This window comes from Streptomyces actinomycinicus (assembly GCF_016741775.1).
In the GTDB taxonomy this organism is placed as follows: Bacteria; Actinomycetota; Actinomycetes; order Streptomycetales; family Streptomycetaceae; genus Streptomyces; species Streptomyces actinomycinicus.
In genome coordinates this window covers 607,590-625,486 of the sequence record NZ_JAERRK010000002.1, presented here as the reverse complement: position 1 = coordinate 625,486, position 17,897 = coordinate 607,590, and the positions used below count along the sequence as shown (strand labels likewise).

The 17,897-nt window shown below is 71.4% G+C and carries 17 protein-coding genes; 14 read left to right on the top strand and 3 right to left on the bottom strand.

The window, feature by feature from the left end; genetic code table 11:
- The first annotated feature begins 31 nt into the window (after positions 1-31).
- From JK359_RS06935 to JK359_RS06895, 9 genes are all read left to right on the top strand, one after another.
- The gene (locus JK359_RS06935; RefSeq protein WP_201832724.1) at positions 32-688 is read left to right on the top strand and encodes an HAD family hydrolase; all 657 of its coding nucleotides are present in this window, start codon (positions 32-34) and stop codon (positions 686-688) included.
- A gap of 93 nt (positions 689-781) precedes the next feature.
- Positions 782-1,513: a VC0807 family protein gene (locus JK359_RS06930; protein ID WP_201832722.1), complete on the top strand. Its 732-nt coding sequence runs from the start codon at positions 782-784 to the stop codon at positions 1,511-1,513.
- Positions 1,514-1,599: 86 nt separating this feature from the next.
- Complete coding sequence (locus JK359_RS06925) at positions 1,600-2,907, top strand: MFS transporter (RefSeq protein ID WP_201832720.1); 1,308 nt, start codon at positions 1,600-1,602, stop codon at positions 2,905-2,907.
- The gene (locus JK359_RS06920) at positions 2,858-4,030 is read left to right on the top strand and encodes an acetoin utilization protein AcuC (RefSeq protein ID WP_201832718.1); all 1,173 of its coding nucleotides are present in this window, start codon (positions 2,858-2,860) and stop codon (positions 4,028-4,030) included. The genes JK359_RS06925 and JK359_RS06920 overlap by 50 nt, the downstream gene beginning before the upstream one ends.
- Before the next feature lie 346 nt (positions 4,031-4,376).
- Complete coding sequence (locus tag JK359_RS06915) at positions 4,377-5,192, top strand: phosphatase (RefSeq protein WP_201832716.1); 816 nt, start codon at positions 4,377-4,379, stop codon at positions 5,190-5,192.
- Between the two features lie 129 nt (positions 5,193-5,321).
- Positions 5,322-5,534: a helix-turn-helix domain-containing protein gene (locus JK359_RS06910; protein WP_121791081.1), complete on the top strand. Its 213-nt coding sequence runs from the start codon at positions 5,322-5,324 to the stop codon at positions 5,532-5,534.
- Between the two features lie 136 nt (positions 5,535-5,670).
- The gene (locus JK359_RS06905) at positions 5,671-5,769 is read left to right on the top strand and encodes a 30S ribosomal protein bS22 (RefSeq protein ID WP_003948845.1); all 99 of its coding nucleotides are present in this window, start codon (positions 5,671-5,673) and stop codon (positions 5,767-5,769) included.
- Positions 5,770-5,955: 186 nt separating this feature from the next.
- Entirely contained in the window at positions 5,956-7,020 is a 1,065-nt protein-coding gene (locus JK359_RS06900) for an NAD-dependent epimerase/dehydratase family protein (protein ID WP_201832714.1), read from the top strand.
- Positions 7,021-7,034: 14 nt separating this feature from the next.
- Positions 7,035-8,099 carry a lysophospholipid acyltransferase family protein gene (locus JK359_RS06895; RefSeq protein WP_201832712.1) on the top strand — a complete coding sequence of 355 codons (1,065 nt, stop codon included), beginning with the start codon at positions 7,035-7,037 and terminating at the stop codon, positions 8,097-8,099.
- Between the two features lie 215 nt (positions 8,100-8,314).
- Here the strand turns inward: JK359_RS06895 and JK359_RS06890 are convergent, their stop codons facing one another.
- From JK359_RS06890 to JK359_RS06880, 3 genes are all read right to left on the bottom strand, one after another.
- The gene (locus JK359_RS06890) at positions 8,315-9,550 is read right to left on the bottom strand and encodes a DUF5667 domain-containing protein (RefSeq protein WP_201832711.1); all 1,236 of its coding nucleotides are present in this window, start codon (positions 9,548-9,550) and stop codon (positions 8,315-8,317) included.
- 236 nt (positions 9,551-9,786) lie between these two features.
- Positions 9,787-10,563, bottom strand: coding sequence for an ECF subfamily RNA polymerase sigma factor, BldN family (locus JK359_RS06885; protein WP_201832709.1), 777 nt, complete (start codon positions 10,561-10,563; stop codon positions 9,787-9,789).
- A 450-nt stretch (positions 10,564-11,013) separates the two neighbouring features.
- Positions 11,014-11,934: an HAD family hydrolase gene (locus tag JK359_RS06880; protein WP_201832707.1), complete on the bottom strand. Its 921-nt coding sequence runs from the start codon at positions 11,932-11,934 to the stop codon at positions 11,014-11,016.
- A 117-nt stretch (positions 11,935-12,051) separates the two neighbouring features.
- Between JK359_RS06880 and JK359_RS06875 the strand changes: the two genes are divergently transcribed.
- The 5 genes from JK359_RS06875 to JK359_RS06855 all read left to right on the top strand — a co-directional run bounded on the left by JK359_RS06875 (position 12,052) and on the right by JK359_RS06855 (position 17,809).
- Positions 12,052-12,333, top strand: coding sequence for a glutaredoxin family protein (locus JK359_RS06875; RefSeq protein WP_201832705.1), 282 nt, complete (start codon positions 12,052-12,054; stop codon positions 12,331-12,333).
- Positions 12,334-12,610: 277 nt separating this feature from the next.
- Positions 12,611-13,372 carry a redox-sensing transcriptional repressor Rex gene (locus JK359_RS06870; RefSeq protein ID WP_201832703.1) on the top strand — a complete coding sequence of 254 codons (762 nt, stop codon included), beginning with the start codon at positions 12,611-12,613 and terminating at the stop codon, positions 13,370-13,372.
- Positions 13,369-15,111, top strand: a complete 1,743-nt coding sequence (locus tag JK359_RS06865; RefSeq protein WP_201832701.1) for a glutamyl-tRNA reductase — start codon at positions 13,369-13,371, stop codon at positions 15,109-15,111. The genes JK359_RS06870 and JK359_RS06865 overlap by 4 nt, the downstream gene beginning before the upstream one ends.
- Positions 15,108-16,103 (top strand): hydroxymethylbilane synthase, encoded by a 996-nt coding sequence (gene hemC, locus JK359_RS06860; RefSeq protein ID WP_201832693.1) that lies wholly within the window; start codon positions 15,108-15,110, stop codon positions 16,101-16,103. The genes JK359_RS06865 and hemC overlap by 4 nt, the downstream gene beginning before the upstream one ends.
- Positions 16,100-17,809, top strand: a complete 1,710-nt coding sequence (locus tag JK359_RS06855; protein WP_201832684.1) for a bifunctional uroporphyrinogen-III C-methyltransferase/uroporphyrinogen-III synthase — start codon at positions 16,100-16,102, stop codon at positions 17,807-17,809. The genes hemC and JK359_RS06855 overlap by 4 nt, the downstream gene beginning before the upstream one ends.
- Positions 17,810-17,897 lie beyond the last annotated feature (88 nt).

Below are 17,897 nucleotides of genomic sequence, written 5' to 3'. Positions count from 1 at the left end.
TCAACATGCCGGGCCCTTTAGGCTCGACGGCATGCGCTATGACCTTGTGATCTTCGACAACGACGGTGTCCTCGTGGACAGCGAACCCATATCCAACCGGCTCCTGGCCGCCTATCTGACCGAGCTGGGCCACCCGACCAGCTACGAGGACTCGATCCGGGACTACATGGGATCGGCCATGCACCGGATCCACGAACTGGTCCTGGAACGCACGGGACAGCGCCTCCCGGACGACTTCGACGACGTCTTCCACACGCGCGTGTTCGCCGCCTTCGAGCGTGACCTGAAGCCGGTGGCCGGCATCACCGGAGTACTGGAGGAACTGGCCGCGGAAGGGGTGCCGTACTGCGTGGCCTCCTCCGGGAGCCATGCGCGGATCCGGGTGGGGCACCGGACCACGGGGCTCGACCGGTGGTTCGGAGAAGACCGGGTCTTCAGCTCGGAGGACGTGGGGCGCGGGAAGCCGTGGCCCGATCTCTTCCTGCACACGGCCGAGCGGATGGGCGTCGCGCCCGAGCGGTGTGCGGTCATCGAGGACTCGCCGCTCGGCGTGCTGGCGGGGCGAGAGGCCGGAATGGACGTCTACGGGTTCACCGCCATGACACCCCCGGACCGGCTGCTGCGCGCCGGCGCCGACGCCGGCCGACTCTTCGACGACCCGCGGAAGTTGACCGACCTGCTGAAATGACAGGGGCCATCCGCAGCGGACTGACAATTGTCATGCGGACCTGCGGACGTTCGTTTCTACTGGCGGACCCCCCTCAGCGGCGAAGCTGAGGGCATGACGGAGAACACGGGGGCCCAGGGCCGAGGCAAGCAGCAGGACCGGACGCCGAGCGTGCTGGACAACTTCAAGCCGCTGCTCATCGACGTGGCCGTGCCGCTCGGCTCGTACTACCTCTTCAAGGACGCCTTCGGGATGAGCACCTTCGCGGCGCTCGCCTGGAGCAGCGTGGTGCCGGCCGTGCGCACGGGGTGGAGCGTGGTCAGGGAGCGCAACACCAACGGGCTGGCCGGCCTCATCCTGGTCGTCAACGTGATGTCGCTGCTGCTGAGCTTCGTCTCGGGTGACCCGCGACTGATGCTCGCCAAGGACAGCGCGGTCAGCAGCACGGTCGCCATCGGGATCCTGGTCTCCGTCGCGCTCGGCAAGCCGATGATGACCGCCGGCATGAAGCCCTTCCTGGTCAAGGGCGATGCGGCGAAGGAGGCCGCCTGGCAGCGGCTGGTGGCCGGGACGGGGGCCAGGGCCCAGGCCTTCCGGCGCAAGGAGCGGGTGTTCTCCGTGGTCTGGGGCGTGGTGCTGCTGGCCGAGTGCGTCGCCCGGGCGGTGGGTGCCTACACCGTCCCCGTGGACACCATGGTGTGGCTCGGCAACGTCATCCTGATCGGAGCCATGGTGATCGGATTCGTGGCCGGCGGTGCGCTGGCGGCCGGGCCGATGGAGCACATGCTGGCGGCCGAGGCGGAGGCCTGCCCGGCCGAGCGTCCGGCCGTGGCCGTCGCCGCCTGACCGGCGTACCGCCCGGCTAAAGCTGAAGGGAATTCATCTTTGGCTGGATCTACCCACAGGTAGCCAGGGGCCCTACGCTCGCCGCCATGACTGATGTGCTGCGGCGCGGTAGGGCCTCGCTGGCGTTCAGCTTCTTCGCCCAGGGCGCCGCGTTCGCCCTGCTCGTCACGCGGATCCCGGCCGTCCAGGACCGGTACGGCGTCTCCGACGCCCTGCTGCCGGTCTTCCTGGCGGCCGTACCGGTCCTCGCCGGGGTCGGCAGTGTGACCACCGAGCATCTGGTGAAGCGGATACGGCCCAGCCGGCTGCTGCGCTGGTCCCAGCCGGTGGTGCTGCTGGCGCTGCTCGGCGTCGGGGCGGGCGGGCAGGGGCAGGTGGCGGCGCTGGCGGTGGCGCTGGGCGTCTTCGGCCTGGCCGTGGGGGCGCTGGACGCGTCCATGAACATGCTCGGGGTGAGCCTGCAGCGGTCGTACGGGCGCAGCATCATGCTCGGCTTTCACGCCGTCTACAGCCTGGGCGGGATCGTGGGTGCCTCGCTGGCCTGGGCGGGGGCGCACTGGCATCTCGCGCTGTGGGAGTCGTACCTGCCCGTGGTGGCCCTGCTGCTGCCGGCGGCGCTGGTGGGGAGCCGCTGGTACGTCGACGGTCAGTCGGAGACGGCGAGCCGGGCGGCGAGCCGGGCAGAGGGCCCGGCGGAGAACCCGGCGGAGGACCCGTCGGGGGGCCTGGCGGGGGGCCCGGTCGAGGGCCTGGCGGGAGGTCAGGTGTGGGGCGGGGGCGTCGTCTTCAAGGTGCTGCTGCCGTTGTGCCTGGTGATGACCTTCGCCTACATCGGGGACTCGACGGTCTCCAACTGGAGCGCGAAGTACCTGAAGGACGTGCTGGGCAGCTCGGAGCAGCTCGCGACCGTGCCGTACAACGTGTACATGGTGACGACGCTGGTGGGACGGACCGTCGGGGACCTGGGCGTGCGGCGGTTCGGGGCCGTCACGGTCGTACGGCTCGGGGCGCTGGTGGCGGCCGGCGGGTTCGCGGTGGTGGCCGTGGCGCCCGGCGCGTGGGCCGGGATGCTCGGCTTCACCCTGCTGGGGCTGGGGCTGTGCGTGCTGGTGCCCCAGACCTTCGCGGCGGCGGGGCGGCTCTTCCCGAACGCCTCGGACGCGGCCGTCGCACGGCTGAACATCTTCAACTACGTCGGCTTCCTGATCGGTTCGCCGTTGGTGGGTGCCCTCGGGGACGCCTGGAGCTACCGGGGAGCCATGCTGGTGCCGATGGTGTTGGTGCTGGTGACACTGGGGTACGCCAGGTCGTTCGCCGCTCAACCGGACCGATACGGTGGCGGGCATGAGCGGCCGCGCACAGTTGATGTGGGACGAGGCAGTAACGGGCTATGACTTCGGCCCGAACCATCCGATGGACCCCGTACGGCTGGAACTGACCCGGAAACTGGTCGGCGCCTTCGGGCTGGACCGGGAACTGGATGTCGTCGCGGCGAAACCGGCCGGCGAATCCACGCTCCGGCTGGTCCACCGGGAGGACTACATCGACGCCGTGAAGGCCGCGTCCGCGGATCCGGCGGGGGCCGACACGTCGTACGGCCTCGGTACGCTCGACGATCCCGCGTTCGCCGGGATGCACGAGGTCTCCGCGCTGATCGCGGGTCAGTCGGTGGGGGCGGCCGAGGCGGTGTGGCGGGGGGCCGCCGATCACGCCGTGAACTTCGCGGGCGGGCTGCACCATGCGATGCCGGGCGGGGCGTCGGGGTTCTGCATCTACAACGACGCGTCGCTCGCGATCGCCCGGCTGCTGGAGCTGGGGGCCGAACGGGTCGCCTACGTGGACGTCGACGTGCACCACGGGGACGGGGTGCAGGCGGCGTTCTGGGAGGACCCGCGGGTGCTGACGATCTCCTTGCACGAGCATCCCCGTACGTTGTTCCCGCAGACCGGGTGGCCGCAGGAGACCGGGGCGGGTGCGGGGGAGGGGGCCGCGGTGAACGTGGCGCTGCCGGCCGGGACCGGGGACGCGGGCTGGGTGCGGGCGTTCCACGCCGTGGTGCCGGAGCTGCTCGCTGAGTTCCGGCCACAGGTGCTCGTCTCCCAGCACGGGGCGGACACGCACTTCGAGGATCCGCTGGCCCATCTGGCCGTGTCGCTGGACGCCCAGCGGGCGGTGCAGGTGGCGTGTCATGAGCTGGCGCACGAGTACGCGGGCGGGAAGTGGGTCGCGCTGGGCGGGGGCGGGTACGCGGTGGTGGACGTCGTACCGCGGTCGTGGACGCATCTGGTGGGGATCGCGGCGGGGAAGCCGGTGGCTCCGGAGGCGATGATTCCTGAAGGGTGGCGGCAGGAAGTGTTCGCTCGGACCCGGCAGTTGGGGCCGCAGCGGATGACGGATGGGCGGTGGCCGGTGTCGTACGGTGAGTGGGAGGCCGGGTACGATCCGGCGGACCGCGTTGATCAGGCCGTGCTGGCGGCTCGGCGGGCCGCGTTTCCGCTGCGGGGGTTGCTGCCCTGAGCCACCCAGGGGGCTCCGCCCCCCGGACCCCCGGGCCTCGCCCACCCACCACCCGACTCGGTCGGCCGAAAAGGCACCGACACCCCCGGGGGGCTCCGCCCCCCGGACCCCCGGGCCTCGCCCACCCACCACCCGACTCGGTCGGCCAAGAAGGCACCGATCACCCGACTCGGTCGGTCAATGAGGCACCGACCAGACGACTCGGTCGGCCAAGAAGGCGCCGGCACACCCAGGGGGCTCCGTCCTCTGTGCCGTCGGGTCTCGGACGTGGGGTTCGTTAGGCCGATCGTGGGGATTTTGGGTGTTTTCGTCCTGCCTTCGGGGTTGATGGGCCAGCATCGCAGCCGTGTCGACCCCCGCTCGTCTCCGTGCGCATCTGGTGGCTTCCCGGCTGGCCGGGGTGGTGGCGACCTCGCGGGAGGCGAGTCTGCGGAGTTACCGGCTGTTCGCCGCGCGGGATCCCCGGGTGCTGATCGGGATCGACCCGGAAGGGGTGTGGGGACAGCGGGAGTTGCTCGGGCTGATGGCGGAGCGGTGCGGGGTCTCGGCCGATCCTCGGTGCACGACCGGACCTGATGTGATCGATCCGGAGCGGACCATCGCCGCGCTGGACGCCTTCGCGGGGCGGATCCGGGAGGCGGCCCGGTGTGGTGCGCCCGTGCTGTTCGGCACCGGGCACCCGCACCGGCTGCTCGGTTTCTACGCCGGCTTGGCGGACGCCCTCTCGGCGTCGGGGTGTGAGGTGCTCACCCCGGCGCAGGGTCGCTGTGTCGACATATTGACCCAGTTCGGTCTACGTACCCATCGCCTCGACTACGTACGAGGGGTTGCCCTGGTGCGGGAACCGGAGAGCGAGCGCCCCGGTTGTGAGCCGGGTGCGCACAGCCATTCGCCGCTGCCGGTTCGGGTCGCGCTGGATGCCGCCGCGGCGGCCGGCGGGCCCCTGCCCGAGCTGGTCGTCGGCGACCACGGGTGGGTCTGCGGTGCTGGTCAGCTGGGGTTCGAGGCCATCGGGCTGGCGGACACGGATGATCCCGCGCTGTTCGTGGGGGAGGCGGAGGGGCGGGTGTCCGTCGTCGTTCCGGTTGATGACGCAGTGCGGTCTGCTCACTACCGGCCGCTCACCCGCTACGTGCTCAATCGAGCCTGTCTGTCACAGTAGGCCGCCGATGGGTGCACCTCTTCCCCACTCGCATCACCCGCCCCTAGTCTGGGGAGTGAGCACGCAACGACGAAGAGTCACCGGAAGGGGAAGCCGGTGGCCGTCGAGTGCGGAAGGTTCAGGTGTGTCATGGCTGCAGCTGGCGAGAGGCCTCTGAACGAGGTTCAGTTCCTTACCGTGGCGGAGGTCGCCTCGGTGATGCGAGTGTCGAAGATGACCGTGTACCGGCTGGTGCACAGCGGTCATCTGCCCGCGATCCGGGTGGGGCGGTCCTTCCGCGTCCCCGAGCAAGCGGTCCACGAGTACCTCCGCGACAGCTATGTGGGGGTGGAGACGGCCTGACGGCAACCCCCGGGTGACCTGGGGGTACCCCCTCGATTACGACCTCAGCGCTCGGTTGGGTAGGCTAGCCCCTCGTAGGTCGTGTGGGCCCATGGCGCCCAAACAACCGAGTGATGAGAAGTGAGCGAGGGTAGTCGTGGGCTCTGTTATCAAGAAGCGGCGCAAGCGGATGGCCAAGAAGAAGCACCGCAAGCTGCTCAAGCGCACGCGCGTTCAGCGTCGTAACAAGAAGTAAGCGGCGCAGCGAGAGCGTGGCCCTGTGGCCCCCCACCAGCAGTGGTGGGGGGCCACAGGCATATACCGATGGGGGAAATTCCGTCGCCTCGGGCATCGGCGGTCATCACAGCGCAACATCGAACCGCTAGGTTGGCCGCACACGGGGAACGCGGGATACCGGTACGCGGGAAGGAAGGCGCTGATCTTGGGGAAGGTCGTGCTCGTCACCGGAGTGGCCCGGCAACTGGGCGGCCGGTTCGTGCGGCGGATCCAGCGGGACCCGGAGGTCGACCGGGTGATCGCCGTGGACGCGGTGCCCCCGGCACACCATCTGGGCGGGGCCGACTTCATCCAGGCCGACATCCGGCAGCCGACCATCGCCCGGGTGCTCGCCGAGACGGGCGCCGACACCGTGGTCCACATGGACGTGACGGGGACGGCCCTGGGCAGCGGCAGCCGGGCCACGGTCAAGGAGACCAACGTCATCGGCACCATGCAGCTGCTCGGCGCCTGCCAGAAGTCGCCGGCCGTGCAGCGGCTGGTGGTGAAGTCCAGTACGAACGTGTACGGGTCGGCGCCCCGGGATCCGGCCGTGTTCACCGAGACGACCCCGCCGAAGTCCCTGCCCAGCGGCGGTTTCGCCAAGGACACCGTCGAGGTCGAGGGGTACGTGCGCGGGTTCGCGCGGCGGCGCCCGGACGTCGCCGTGTGCGTGCTGCGGTTCGCGAACATCCTCGGGCCGACCGCGGACACCCCGCTCGCCTCGTACTTCTGCCTGCCCGTGCTGCCGACGGTGTTCGGTTACGACCCGCGGCTGCAGTTCGTGCACGAGGACGACGTCATCGAGGTGCTGCGGACCGCCTCGCACGAGCCGCGCCGGGGCACCCTCAACAGCGGCACGTTCAACATCGCCGGCGACGGTGTCCTGCTGCTCTCGCAGTGCTCGCGGCGGCTCGGGCGGCCCACGGTGCCGCTGTTGCTGCCGGCGGTCACCTGGGCCGGCTCCCTGGTCCGTACGCTGGGTATGACGGACTTCTCGCCGGAGCAGATCCGGCTGCTCACCCACGGCCGGGTGGTGGCCACGGACCAGATGCGCGAGACGCTGGGGTTCGCGCCCAAGTACACGACCGCGGAGACGTTCGAGGACTTCGCGCGCAGCCAGGGCCCCGGGCTGCTGCCGCCGGAGGCCCTGGCGGGGGCCGTCGACCGGATCGCCACGCTGACCGCGAGGGCGGCCGGCCACCACCCGCAGACGCACAGCGCCAATTGAGGAGAGCGGCAACGATGGCGGACGCCAAGGTCATTCCGTTCGACGACGACCGGTCCCGCGGGAGCGCCGCGCAGCGCCCGGCGCGGCGCCGGGGCGGGGCCGGCCGGCGCGGGGCGCTCGGGGAGACGGGCGAGATGGGTGAGGTCCAGCCCCTGCCGAGCCGGGCGCAGGCGCAGCATGATGGGCCTGTGAGCCGCGAGGAGGAGCCGCTGGAGCAGCAGGGCGCCGACGGGCGGGACGGCGGCCTGGAGCGGCGTGTGGCGGCCGGGCTGGCCTTCCTGCGGCGCCGGCTGTCCGGGGACTACGAGGTCGACGACTTCGGGTACGACGAGGAGCTGACCGACCAGGTCCTGATGTCGCTGCTGCGGCCGGTGTACGAGAAGTACTTCCGGGTCGAGGTGAAGGGCATCGAGAACATCCCGGCCGAGGGCGGGGCGCTGATCGTCGCCAACCATTCCGGCACGCTGCCGCTGGACGGTCTGATGATGCAGGTGGCGGTGCACGACCAGCATCCCGCCGGCCGTCATCTGCGGCTGCTGGCGGCCGACCTGGTGTTCGTGCTGCCGGTGGTCAACGAGCTGGCCCGCAAGCTGGGGCACACCCTCGCCTGTGCGGAGGACGCGGGGCGGCTGCTGGCGCAGGGCGAGCTGGTCGGGGTGATGCCGGAGGGCTTCAAGGGCATCGGGAAACCTTTCGGCGAGCGCTACAAGCTCCAGCGGTTCGGCCGCGGCGGGTTCGTCTCCACGGCCCTGCGCCAGGGGGCGCCGATCATCCCCTGCTCGATCGTCGGTGCCGAGGAGATCTACCCGATGATCGGCAACGCCAAGACGCTGGCCCGGCTGCTGGGCTTCCCGTACTTCCCGCTGACGCCGACGTTCCCGTGGCTGGGGCCGCTGGGGGCGATCCCGCTCCCGACCAAGTGGACGATCCAGTTCGGCGAGCCGATCCCGACGGACGGCTATCCGCCGGAGGCGGCCGAGGACCCGATGCTGATGTTCAACCTGACCGACCAGGTGCGGGAGCAGATCCAGCACACCCTCTACAAGTTGCTGGTGCAGCGGCGGTCGGTGTTCTTCTGAGCGAGTTGCTGGTGCAGCCGCGGTCGGTGTTCTTCTGAACGAGTTGCTGGTGCAGCCGCGGCCGGTGTTCTTCTGAACGAGTGATGGCCGGGGGCGTCCGTGGGGCGTCCGGTCGGCTGGAGCCGTCGGCCGGAGGCCGGCGCGCTTGTCCGGTGACGGGTCCGGGGGCGCCCCGCTCGGGTGGGGTGCCCCCGGTCGTCGTGGACGTCGTGCGGCTAGTCGTCGTCCTCGCTGTCGATGCCCAGGCCCGGCAGCAGGTCCGGGATGAGCGGCGGGATGGTGACGTCCGGCTGTGCGGACGGGGACTTGCCGGCGGACGGGGAGCTGCCGTCGGAGCCGATCTTCGGCGGGTCGAGGAGGCCGCCGGTGTCGCCGCCGATCAGGCCGTCGCCGCTGCTGCCGGTGGCCGGACCGCTCGGGGTGCCGCTGCCGGTGTGTTTGCCGGTGGACGGGGTGTGGCCCGAGGAGCTGGGCGAGCTGGGCCGGTGCCCGCCGGAGGAGCCGGTGGACGCCGTGCCGGAGCCGCTCTGCCGCTGGCCGCCGCCGGACGGGGCGGGTGGCTGCGGGAGCAGGGACTGCAGCGGGGCGACCTCTTCGTCTATGGCGTCGAGGACCGACGAGACCTGCTGTTTGACGTCGCCGAGCTGCACCGGCAGCTTGTCGCTGAGCGCGGACCAGGCCTCGCGGTGGGACCGCGAGAAGCTGGACAGGGCCTGGATGGGGCCGAGCGAGTCCGGGTCCGCCTCATAGGCCGCGTGCAGCAGCCGATGGCCCTCGGTGACGTCGTGCTGCATCCCGGACAGGGTGCGGCGGATCTCGCCGATGGACTCGTGGTCGAGGTGGCCACCGCGGCCGCGCTCGAGCAGCCGCCGGGCCTCGCTGAGCCGGGTGGAGGCCTGGTCGAGGTAGGTCTGGCCGCGCTGGTCGTCGCCGTCGGTCAGGTAGTTGAGCTTGAAGTCCTCGATGCCACGCTTCAGGCCGTACAGCGAGTCGCCGGGCAGAGCGTCGGAGCTGGCGGCTGCGACCCCGCCGAAGGCCCCGGCGGCCACGCCGACGCTCAGCCCGCCTGCCGCGAGCCCCTTGGTCAGCCTCGTACGCGGGCGGAACTTGCCCAGTGGGCTCGCCCGGTGCGCGCCCCTGGCCCGGTGGGACCGCTGTTCCGGCACCGACGCATCCGCCGCCCCGGTTCCCTCTTGGAGCATGGCCTCCATGGCGGCCACCAGCTGGGCCCGCTGCACGACCTTGACCTCGGGGTCGAGCTGCGGCTTGGGCAGCGCGCCGAGACCCGCGGCCAGGGCCAGCAGATCGCCCTGGCCGGTCTGGTCCCCGTGCGTCGGCGGTGAACCCGCCGCTGCTGCGGACTGCTCGGCCGCCGTGTCCCGGTCGGACTGCTCCTCCAGGGCCTGGGCGAAGGCGTTCGCCCGCCGGTGTGCCGATACGTTCGCGATCACTGGCGGCACCTCCTCTCGTCATGACGGTCGACTCCCCAGGGGGTCCTGAGGGTTGCACGCCCACGACCACTTCCACTCGATCGAGCGATCAGGGTCGGCCAGGACGTGACCACAGGGAGCCTGTATCCCGCACAACGACTGGCGCGGCACTTGGGTTACGGACGGCGGACGATCGGCTCAGAAAGGCAACCGGCGTACACGGAACGTGAGTTGGGTGTCGCTCTCGGTTGCCGTGCTCAGCGGGCGTCGTCCGGCAGCAGGCGGGCGAGCGTGCGTACGGCGCGGTACTGGAGGGTCTTGATGGCGCCCTCGTTCTTGCCCATCACCCGGGCGGTCTCGGCGACCGAGAGGCCCTGGAGGAAGCGGAGCGTGACGCACTCCTGCTGCTGCGGGTTGAGCCGGCGTACGGCGTCGAGCAGCGCGGCGTTGGACAGCGACTCCAGGACGGAGTCCTCCGGGGAGCGTTCGACCTCGTTGGCGTCGAGCATCTCGCCGGTGGTGACCTCCAGCCGGAACCGGCTCGACTTGAAGTGGTCGGCGACGAGGTTCCGGGCGATCGTGACCAGCCAGGCGCCGAAGTCCCGGCCCTGCCAGGTGAAGGTGCCGATCCTGCGCAGCGCCCGCAGAAAGGTCTCGCTCGTGAGGTCCTCGGCGGTCGCGCGGCCGCCGACGCGGTAGTAGATGTACCGGTACACGGTGTCGCTGTACTGGTCGTAGAGCCGCCCGAAGGCCTCGGCCTCGCCGGCCTGGGCGCGTTCGACCAGATCCATCATCCGGGCGCTGTCGCTGTCGGCGGCCGGGCGGCGGGTGGTGGCCGGGCCGGTGGCGCGTCCTCGTCTGCCGACGGCGGCGCTGCCGTCGGCCAGTGCGTAGCACGGGCCTACGGGCGCGGCGGCGAAGGCGGGGACGGCGTACGCGGTGGGGGCGAAGACGCGCAGCGTCTCCTTGACCGTTGCGACCGTTGCGCGCAGCGTAGCCAGGCCCGAGGCGTCAACCCCGACGTGTGGGTACACGGGACTCCCAGAGGCAGAGCTTCCATCACGTGCAGTGCGGGACCTTTCACCCGTCGTAGCGACGGAGGGGTACCGGTTTGCGTCTGAGGAGAATAACGCTTCGTGCAGGCACTGCTACACCGAGTTGCTCAAATCATCGATTGCGTCGCTTCTGTAATCGTTTGATGCCAGGTCAAGTTCCGCAAGCTGATCGCTTGTTGACCGGAAAAAGGCGTGTTTCGGTGAAGTGCGGGGCGTGTTGAAAAAGGTGATGTACATGCATCGTTCAAAGAGCGCGCGGGCGGCGCCCGGGGAGGGGCGCGGGGAGCTGCGTGAACGTCGCGGACCGCCCCGTCTCCGGCACCGGTCCGCGGGTGTGCGCCGATGATCCGGACTCGAACGCCGGAACTCCGGACCCGAACACGGGAACTCCGGGCCCGGACACTGGGACTCCGGACCCGAACGCCGGAACTATCGGCGGCGGCGGCTCAGGGCGATCGCGGCCGCGGTGCCACCGGCGACCGCACCCACGCCGGCCGCCGCCGGGATGCCCACCTTCGCCGCCTTGCGGCCGGTGCGGTAGTCGCGCAGCCGCCAGTCCTTCTCGCGGGCGTGCCTGCGGAGCTTGGCGTCGGGGTTGATGGCGTAGGGGTGGCCCACCAGGGACAGCATCGGGATGTCGTTGTGGCTGTCGCTGTAGGCCGCGCACCGGGTGAGGTCGAGGCCCTCGGCGGCGGCCAGGGCGCGTACCGCCTCGGCCTTCGCGGGGCCGTGCAGCGGCTCGCCGACCAGCTTGCCGGTGTAGACGCCGTCGACCGACTCGGCGACCGTGCCGAGGGCGCCGGTCAGGCCGAGGCGCCGGGCGATGACCTGGGCGATCTCGACGGGGGCCGCCGTGACCAGCCACACCTTCTGGCCGGCGTCCAGGTGGGCCTGGGCGAGGGCGCGGGTGCCGGGCCAGATCCGGTCGGCCATGTACTCGTCGTAGATCTCCTCGCCGATCGTCTCGAGTTCGGCCACCCGGTGGCCCTTGACGATCGACAGGGCCGAGTCGCGGGCGTCCTGCATGTGCTCGGGGTCCTCGACGCCGGCCAGCCGGAACCACGCCTGCTGCCAGGCGAACCTGGCGAGGTCGCGGGTCTCGAAGAACTTCCGCTTGTACAGTCCCCGGCCGAAGTGGAAGAGCGCGGCGCCCTGCATCACCGTGTTGTCGAGGTCGAAGAAGGCGGCCGCCTTGTCGTCGCCGATCACCGGGAACACCGGTTCCTCCGGCGTGACCTGCGGGGCCTCCTGCGAGGACTTGCGGGCAGCCTCCGCCGAGGCCTCGCCTGCCAGCACGCTGCGCGCGGTGGCGGAGCGCCTACGGGGAGTGAGCCATCCGAGAGCGGCCATGACGTGAGCATAGCCAGTCTGTTCGGTGGTTCCGGAGTCGAGAGGTTGGCAAGCTGTGAACTCTGCGCGTCGGGACCGTTAAAGAGGCGATCCGGAATGGGCGTGGAGCGCGCGAGAATGGCCGGTATGAGTCCCCTCTTCCGACGCAGGACCGAGCCCCGCGAGCGGCTGGTCACCCTGATCCGCAAGCCGGGCTGCCACCTGTGCGACGACGCGCAGCTGGTGATCGAAAAAGTCTGCGGCGACCTCGGCGTGCCGTGGGTGTCCGAGGACATCACCGAGGACCGGGAACTCCACGACCGCTACTGGGAGCAGATCCCGGTCGTACTCGTCGACGGTGAACAGCACACCTTCTGGCGCGTGAACGAGGAGCGACTGCGCCGGGCACTGACCGACTAGTCCAAACCGACCGGAAAGTCGCTTAGGATCGACGGTGGTTTGGTCTCGGGGGCGGGGTTCGTGAGGAGAGTGTGCGGCTTTGCCCCCAGTAATGAAGGAACGCCGGTGTGTATGCGCCGGTTCCGGGCGAGCGCGCGAACGGCGCGTGACCCCGGTCACTTCTGCCGGGCAAATCGGACACCATCTTTGTGCACGCGTTCACAAAGACATAGCCTGCTGTCGATGGGGCGGTCTGGGAACGAACCGCCTGCAGCCCCGCTCTACCCGCAGGAGCACCGTGGCAACTGGCCGAACACACCGACCGGCGACCCGCAGCCGAGGGATTCCCGAGGCCACCGTCGCCCGGCTTCCGCTGTACCTCCGAGCCCTGACCGCACTGTCGGAGCGCTCGGTCCCCACGGTCTCCTCCGAGGAGCTGGCCGCGGCGGCGGGGGTCAACTCCGCCAAGCTGCGCAAGGACTTCTCCTACCTGGGCTCCTACGGAACGCGCGGTGTCGGCTACGACGTGGAGTATCTCGTCTACCAGATCTCCCGTGAACTCGGCCTGACCCAGGACTGGCCGGTTGTCATCGTCGGTATCGGTAACCTCGGCGCGGCCCTCGCCAACTACGGCGGCTTCGCCTCCCGCGGCTTCCGGGTGGCCGCGCTCATCGACGCCGACCCGGCGATGGCCGGGAAGCCCGTCGCCGGCATCCCCGTGCAGCACACCGACGACCTCGAGAAGATCATCAAGGACAACGGCGTGTCGATCGGTGTGATCGCCACCCCCGCCGGTGCCGCCCAGCAGGTCTGCGACCGGCTCGTGGCCGCCGGTGTGACGTCCATCCTCAACTTCGCGCCGACCGTGCTGTCCGTCCCGGACGGCGTCGACGTGCGCAAGGTCGACCTCTCCATCGAGCTGCAGATCCTCGCCTTCCACGAGCAGCGCAAGGCCGGCGAGGAGACCGCCGCGGGCGACGCCGCGCTGCCCGCCGCCACGCGCGACGACTCCGCCGACCAGGGGCCCGACGGGGACGTCCCCGCCGTGATGCCGGCATGAGTCTCCTCGTCGTCGGGCTGAGCCACCGCAGTGCCCCGGTCAGCGTGCTGGAGCGGGCCGCGCTGAGCACGGACGCCCAGAACAAGCTGGTCCAGGACACGGTCGCCGCCGAGCCCGCCACCGAGGCCGCGGTGCTGGCCACCTGCAACCGCATCGAGCTGTACGCCGACGTGGACAAGTTCCACGCCGGCGTCGCCGAGCTGTCCACGCTGCTCGCCCAGCACAGCGGGGTCGGCCTGGAAGAGCTGACGCCCTATCTGTACGTGCACTACGAGGACCGGGCGGTCCACCACCTGTTCTCGGTGGCCTGCGGGCTCGACTCGATGGTCGTCGGCGAGGGGCAGATCCTCGGACAGATCAAGGACTCCCTGGCCCGCGCCCAGGAGCTGCACAGCGCCGGCAAGCTGCTGAACGACCTGTTCCAGCAGGCCCTGCGGGTCGGCAAGCGCGCCCACTCCGAGACCGGGATCGACCGCGCAGGGCAGTCCCTGGTCACCTTCGGCCTGGAGCAGCTGGCCGCCGGCGGTGCCGTCCAGGACTGGGCCGCCGGCAAGAAGGCGCTGGTCATCGGCGCCGGATCGATGTCGTCCCTGGCCGCGGCCACGCTCGCGCGCGCCGGTGTCGCCGAGGTCGTCGTCGCCAACCGCACCTTCGAGCGCGCCGAGCGGCTCGCCCAGATACTGACCGACGGCGACGACACGGCGGCCGTCACCGCCCGCGCGGTGGAGATGGCGGCGGTGCGGCACGAGCTGACACGTGCCGACGTCGTCGTCTCCTGCACCGGCGCGACCGGTCTGGTGCTCACCGCGGAGGCGGTCGCGCAGGCGGTCGAGGGCCGGACCGGCGCCCCCGCCGCCGAGATCACCGCGCCCGCCGCCCCGGCCGACACCGCTCGCACGGCCGGCAAGGCCCCGCTGCCGGCCACCGGCGCCGGCGGCGAGGAGAACTGCCCGCTCGACCTCGCCGCCGTACAGCCCGGCTTCTCGCTCATGGGCGAGGCCGCCGTGGCCGGCATGGACGCGGCCACCCTGGAGCAGCACGCGGCGTGGGCCGGCGGAGGCACTTCCCGGCTCGGGCGGAGCCGGGAGCCGGCGGGAGGGGTCACCGACCGCCGGGACCGCCGCACCCCCGAGGCGGACGCCGAGCTGATCACCGCGCTCGCCGCGACCGCCGCCAGCGTCGGCCGGATCCCCGAGCGGCGCAAGCCGGAGCCGGTGGCCGAGCGCCCCGCGCCCTTCGTCTTCCTCCTCGACCTGGCCATGCCCCGCGACATCGACGCGGCCGTGCACCGGCTGGCCGGGGTGCGCCTGGTCGACATCGAGTCGCTGGCCGAGGCCTCCGCCGACGCGCCGATGGCGGCCGACGTGGACCAGGTCCGGCGTATCGTCTCCGACGAGGTCGCGGCCTTCGGGGCGGCGCAGCGGGCGGCACACATCACGCCGACCGTGGTCGCGCTGCGCACCATGGCCGCCGATGTGGTCGCCAGTGAGATCGCGCGGCTCGACGGCCGCCTGCCCGACCTGGACGAACGCCAGCGCGGCGAGATCCGGCAGGCCGTCCACCGGGTCGTGGACAAGCTGCTGCACGCGCCGACCGTACGGGTCAAGCAGCTCGCGGCCGAGCCCGGCGGCGCCGGGTACGCGGACGCGCTGCGCACCCTGTTCGACCTCGACCCGGAGACGGTCGCCTCCGTCTCCCGGGCCGTGGACAGCACAGAAACGAAGGACCGACCGGCATGACTGAGAAGGCACTGAGGCTGGGGACCCGGCGCAGCAAGCTCGCCATGGCCCAGTCCGGGCAGGTGGCGGAGGCCGTCCACCAGGTGACCGGGCGGCCCGTCGAGCTGGTCGAGATCACCACGTACGGCGACGTCTCCCGCGAGAACCTCGCGCAGATCGGCGGCACCGGCGTGTTCGTCACGGCGCTGCGCGACGCGCTGCTGAAGGGCGAGGTCGACTTCGCGGTTCATTCGCTCAAGGACCTGCCGACCGCACAGCCCGCGGAACTGGTCCTGGCGGCCGTACCGCCGCGTGAGGACCCGCGGGACGTGCTCATCGCCCGCGACGCGCTGAAGTTCACCGACCTGCCGCGCGGGGCGCGCATCGGCACCGGTTCGCCGCGTCGCATGGCGCAGCTGAACGCGTACGCCCGCGCCCACGGCCTGGACATCGAGACCGTCGCGATCCGCGGCAACGTCGACACGAGGATCGGATACGTCCAGGACGGTGAACTGGACGCGGTCGTGCTGGCCGCCGCCGGCCTCAACCGGATCGGCCGGATCGACGAGGTGACCGACTTCCTGTCGGTCGACACGGTTCTGCCCGCCCCCGGCCAGGGGGCCCTGGCGATCGAGTGTGCCGCGGACAACGCGGCCCTGATCGCCGCGCTCGGCGAACTCGACGACCCGTTCACGCGGGTCGCCGTCACCGCCGAGCGGTCACTGCTCGCCGCCCTGGAGGCCGGTTGCAGCGCACCTGTGGGCGCGCTGGCCGACCTTCCCCCCCTCTCGGCTCCGCTCGAGCGAGGGGGCTCCCAGGCCGACGGCCAGTTTGTCAAGGAAATGCGCCTGCGTGGCGTCGTCGGCACGACCGACGGCACGCGCATGGTGCAGCTGTCCACCACCGGTCCCGTGCCCCAGACGCACGACCAGGCGTGGGCACTCGGTCGCGAACTCGCCACCGAGATGCTCGCCCAGGGCGCGGCCGGTCTGATGGGGGAGCGAGCACATTGAGCCCCACCACCCTTCCCGCCGGTCCGGAACACGGGCACGTCACCTTCCTCGGTGCCGGACCCGGGGATCCGGGACTGCTGACTCTGCGCGCCGTGGAGGCGCTGTCGCACGCGGATGTCCTGGTCGCCGAGCACGAGGTGCTCGACGTGATCCGGACACACGCCCGACAGGGCGTCTCCGTCGTGCAGACGGACGCCGATCCCTCCTCGGTCTCGCCGCCGGGCACGGGCACGCCCCAGCTGACGGTTGTCGACGGCACGTCAACACCCGCCGCTGTCCCGGCTGCTGCCCGGGATGCCGCTCATCTTGTCATGGAGGCTGCGCGGGGCGGCAGGCGGGTCGTCCGTGCGGTGTCCGGGGACCCGGGACTTGATACGTACGCGGCGGAGGAAATGCTCGCCTGCGCCGCCGCCGGGGTGCCCTTCGAGGTCGTCCCCGGTGTCGCGGCGGCGGTCGGCGTGCCCGCGTACGCCGGTGTTCCGCTGCGGGACGCCGAAGGTGCGGACGTCCGGTTCGTGGACGCCCGGACCGCCTCCGACCGGTGCTGGACGGAGGTGGGCGCCTCGGACGGGACGGTGGTCGTGTCGACGACCCTGGACTCCGTGGCCGCCGCGGCGGCCGAGCTGGTCTCCGCGGGCCGCAAGCCGGACACGCCGCTGACGGTGACGGTCGCCGGTACGACGACCCGTCAGCGCACCTGGACGGCGACGCTCGGCACCATCGCGCAGACGCTGAAGCAGGCGAAGGTGCTGCCGTCGCCGGACGGCGGCCGGCCGGTGATAGCCGTGGTCGGCGAGCGTTCCGCCGCCGCCCGGCGCGACCAGCTGTCGTGGTTCGAGTCCAAGCCGCTGTTCGGCTGGAAGGTGCTCGTGCCGCGTACGAAGGAGCAGGCGGCGTCGCTCTCCGACCAACTGCGGTCCTACGGTGCCGTGCCGCACGAGGTCCCGACCATCGCGGTGGAGCCCCCGCGCACCCCGCAGCAGATGGAACGGGCCGTCAAGGGCCTGGTGACCGGCCGCTACGAGTGGATCGCCTTCACGTCGGTCAACGCGGTGAAGGCGGTGCGGGAGAAGTTCGAGGAGTACGGTCTCGACGCGCGCGCCTTCGCGGGCATCAAGGTGGCCGCGGTGGGCGAGCAGACCGCCAGGGCGCTGGTCGCCTTCGGCGTGAAGCCGGACCTGGTGCCGAGCGGTGAGCAGTCCGCGGCGGGTCTCCTGGAGGACTGGCCGCCGTACGACCCGGTGTTCGACCCGATCGACCGCGTGTTCCTCCCCCGGGCGGACATCGCCACCGAGACCCTGGTCGCCGGGCTCATCGAGCTGGGCTGGGAGGTCGACGACGTGACCGCCTACCGGACGGTCCGTGCCTCGCCGCCGCCGGCCGAGACCCGCGAGGCGATCAAGGGCGGTGGCTTCGACGCGGTGCTCTTCACGTCCTCGTCGACGGTCCGGAACCTGGTCGGTATCGCGGGCAAGCCGCACAACGTGACGGTGATCGCGTGCATCGGTCCGGCGACGGCGAAGACCGCCGAGGAGCACGGGCTCCGGGTGGACGTCATGGCGCCGGAGCCGTCCGTGCACAAGCTCGCGGAGGCGCTGGCCGACTTCGGGATGAAGCGGCGTGCGGCGGCGGTGGAAGCCGGTGATCCGGTGACGCGGCCGAGCGAACGCCGTCCAGGGGCCCGCAGGCGCCGCTCGACGACCTGAACCGACCGGGGGGCTGCCCCCTGCGTACCTCGCCCACCCACCATCCGACCCGCTCGGCTGGTGGGTGGGCGTTTTTTACGGCTGAAGC

Excerpts from the sequence above, each read along its gene's own strand:
- JK359_RS06865 (WP_201832701.1), top strand. The coding sequence starts at position 13,369 with ATGAGTCTCCTCGTCGTCGGGCTGAGCCACCGCAGTGCCCCGGTCAGC.
- hemC (WP_201832693.1), top strand. The coding sequence starts at position 15,108 with ATGACTGAGAAGGCACTGAGGCTGGGGACCCGGCGCAGCAAGCTCGCC.
- JK359_RS06895 (WP_201832712.1), top strand. The coding sequence starts at position 7,035 with ATGGCGGACGCCAAGGTCATTCCGTTCGACGACGACCGGTCCCGCGGG.
- JK359_RS06910 (WP_121791081.1), top strand. The coding sequence starts at position 5,322 with ATGGCTGCAGCTGGCGAGAGGCCTCTGAACGAGGTTCAGTTCCTTACC.
- JK359_RS06875 (WP_201832705.1), top strand. The coding sequence starts at position 12,052 with ATGGCCGGTATGAGTCCCCTCTTCCGACGCAGGACCGAGCCCCGCGAG.
- JK359_RS06880 (WP_201832707.1), bottom strand. The coding sequence starts at position 11,934 with ATGGCCGCTCTCGGATGGCTCACTCCCCGTAGGCGCTCCGCCACCGCG.
- JK359_RS06920 (WP_201832718.1), top strand. The coding sequence starts at position 2,858 with ATGAGCGGCCGCGCACAGTTGATGTGGGACGAGGCAGTAACGGGCTAT.
- JK359_RS06930 (WP_201832722.1), top strand. The coding sequence starts at position 782 with ATGACGGAGAACACGGGGGCCCAGGGCCGAGGCAAGCAGCAGGACCGG.
- JK359_RS06925 (WP_201832720.1), top strand. The coding sequence starts at position 1,600 with ATGACTGATGTGCTGCGGCGCGGTAGGGCCTCGCTGGCGTTCAGCTTC.
- JK359_RS06935 (WP_201832724.1), top strand. The coding sequence starts at position 32 with ATGCGCTATGACCTTGTGATCTTCGACAACGACGGTGTCCTCGTGGAC.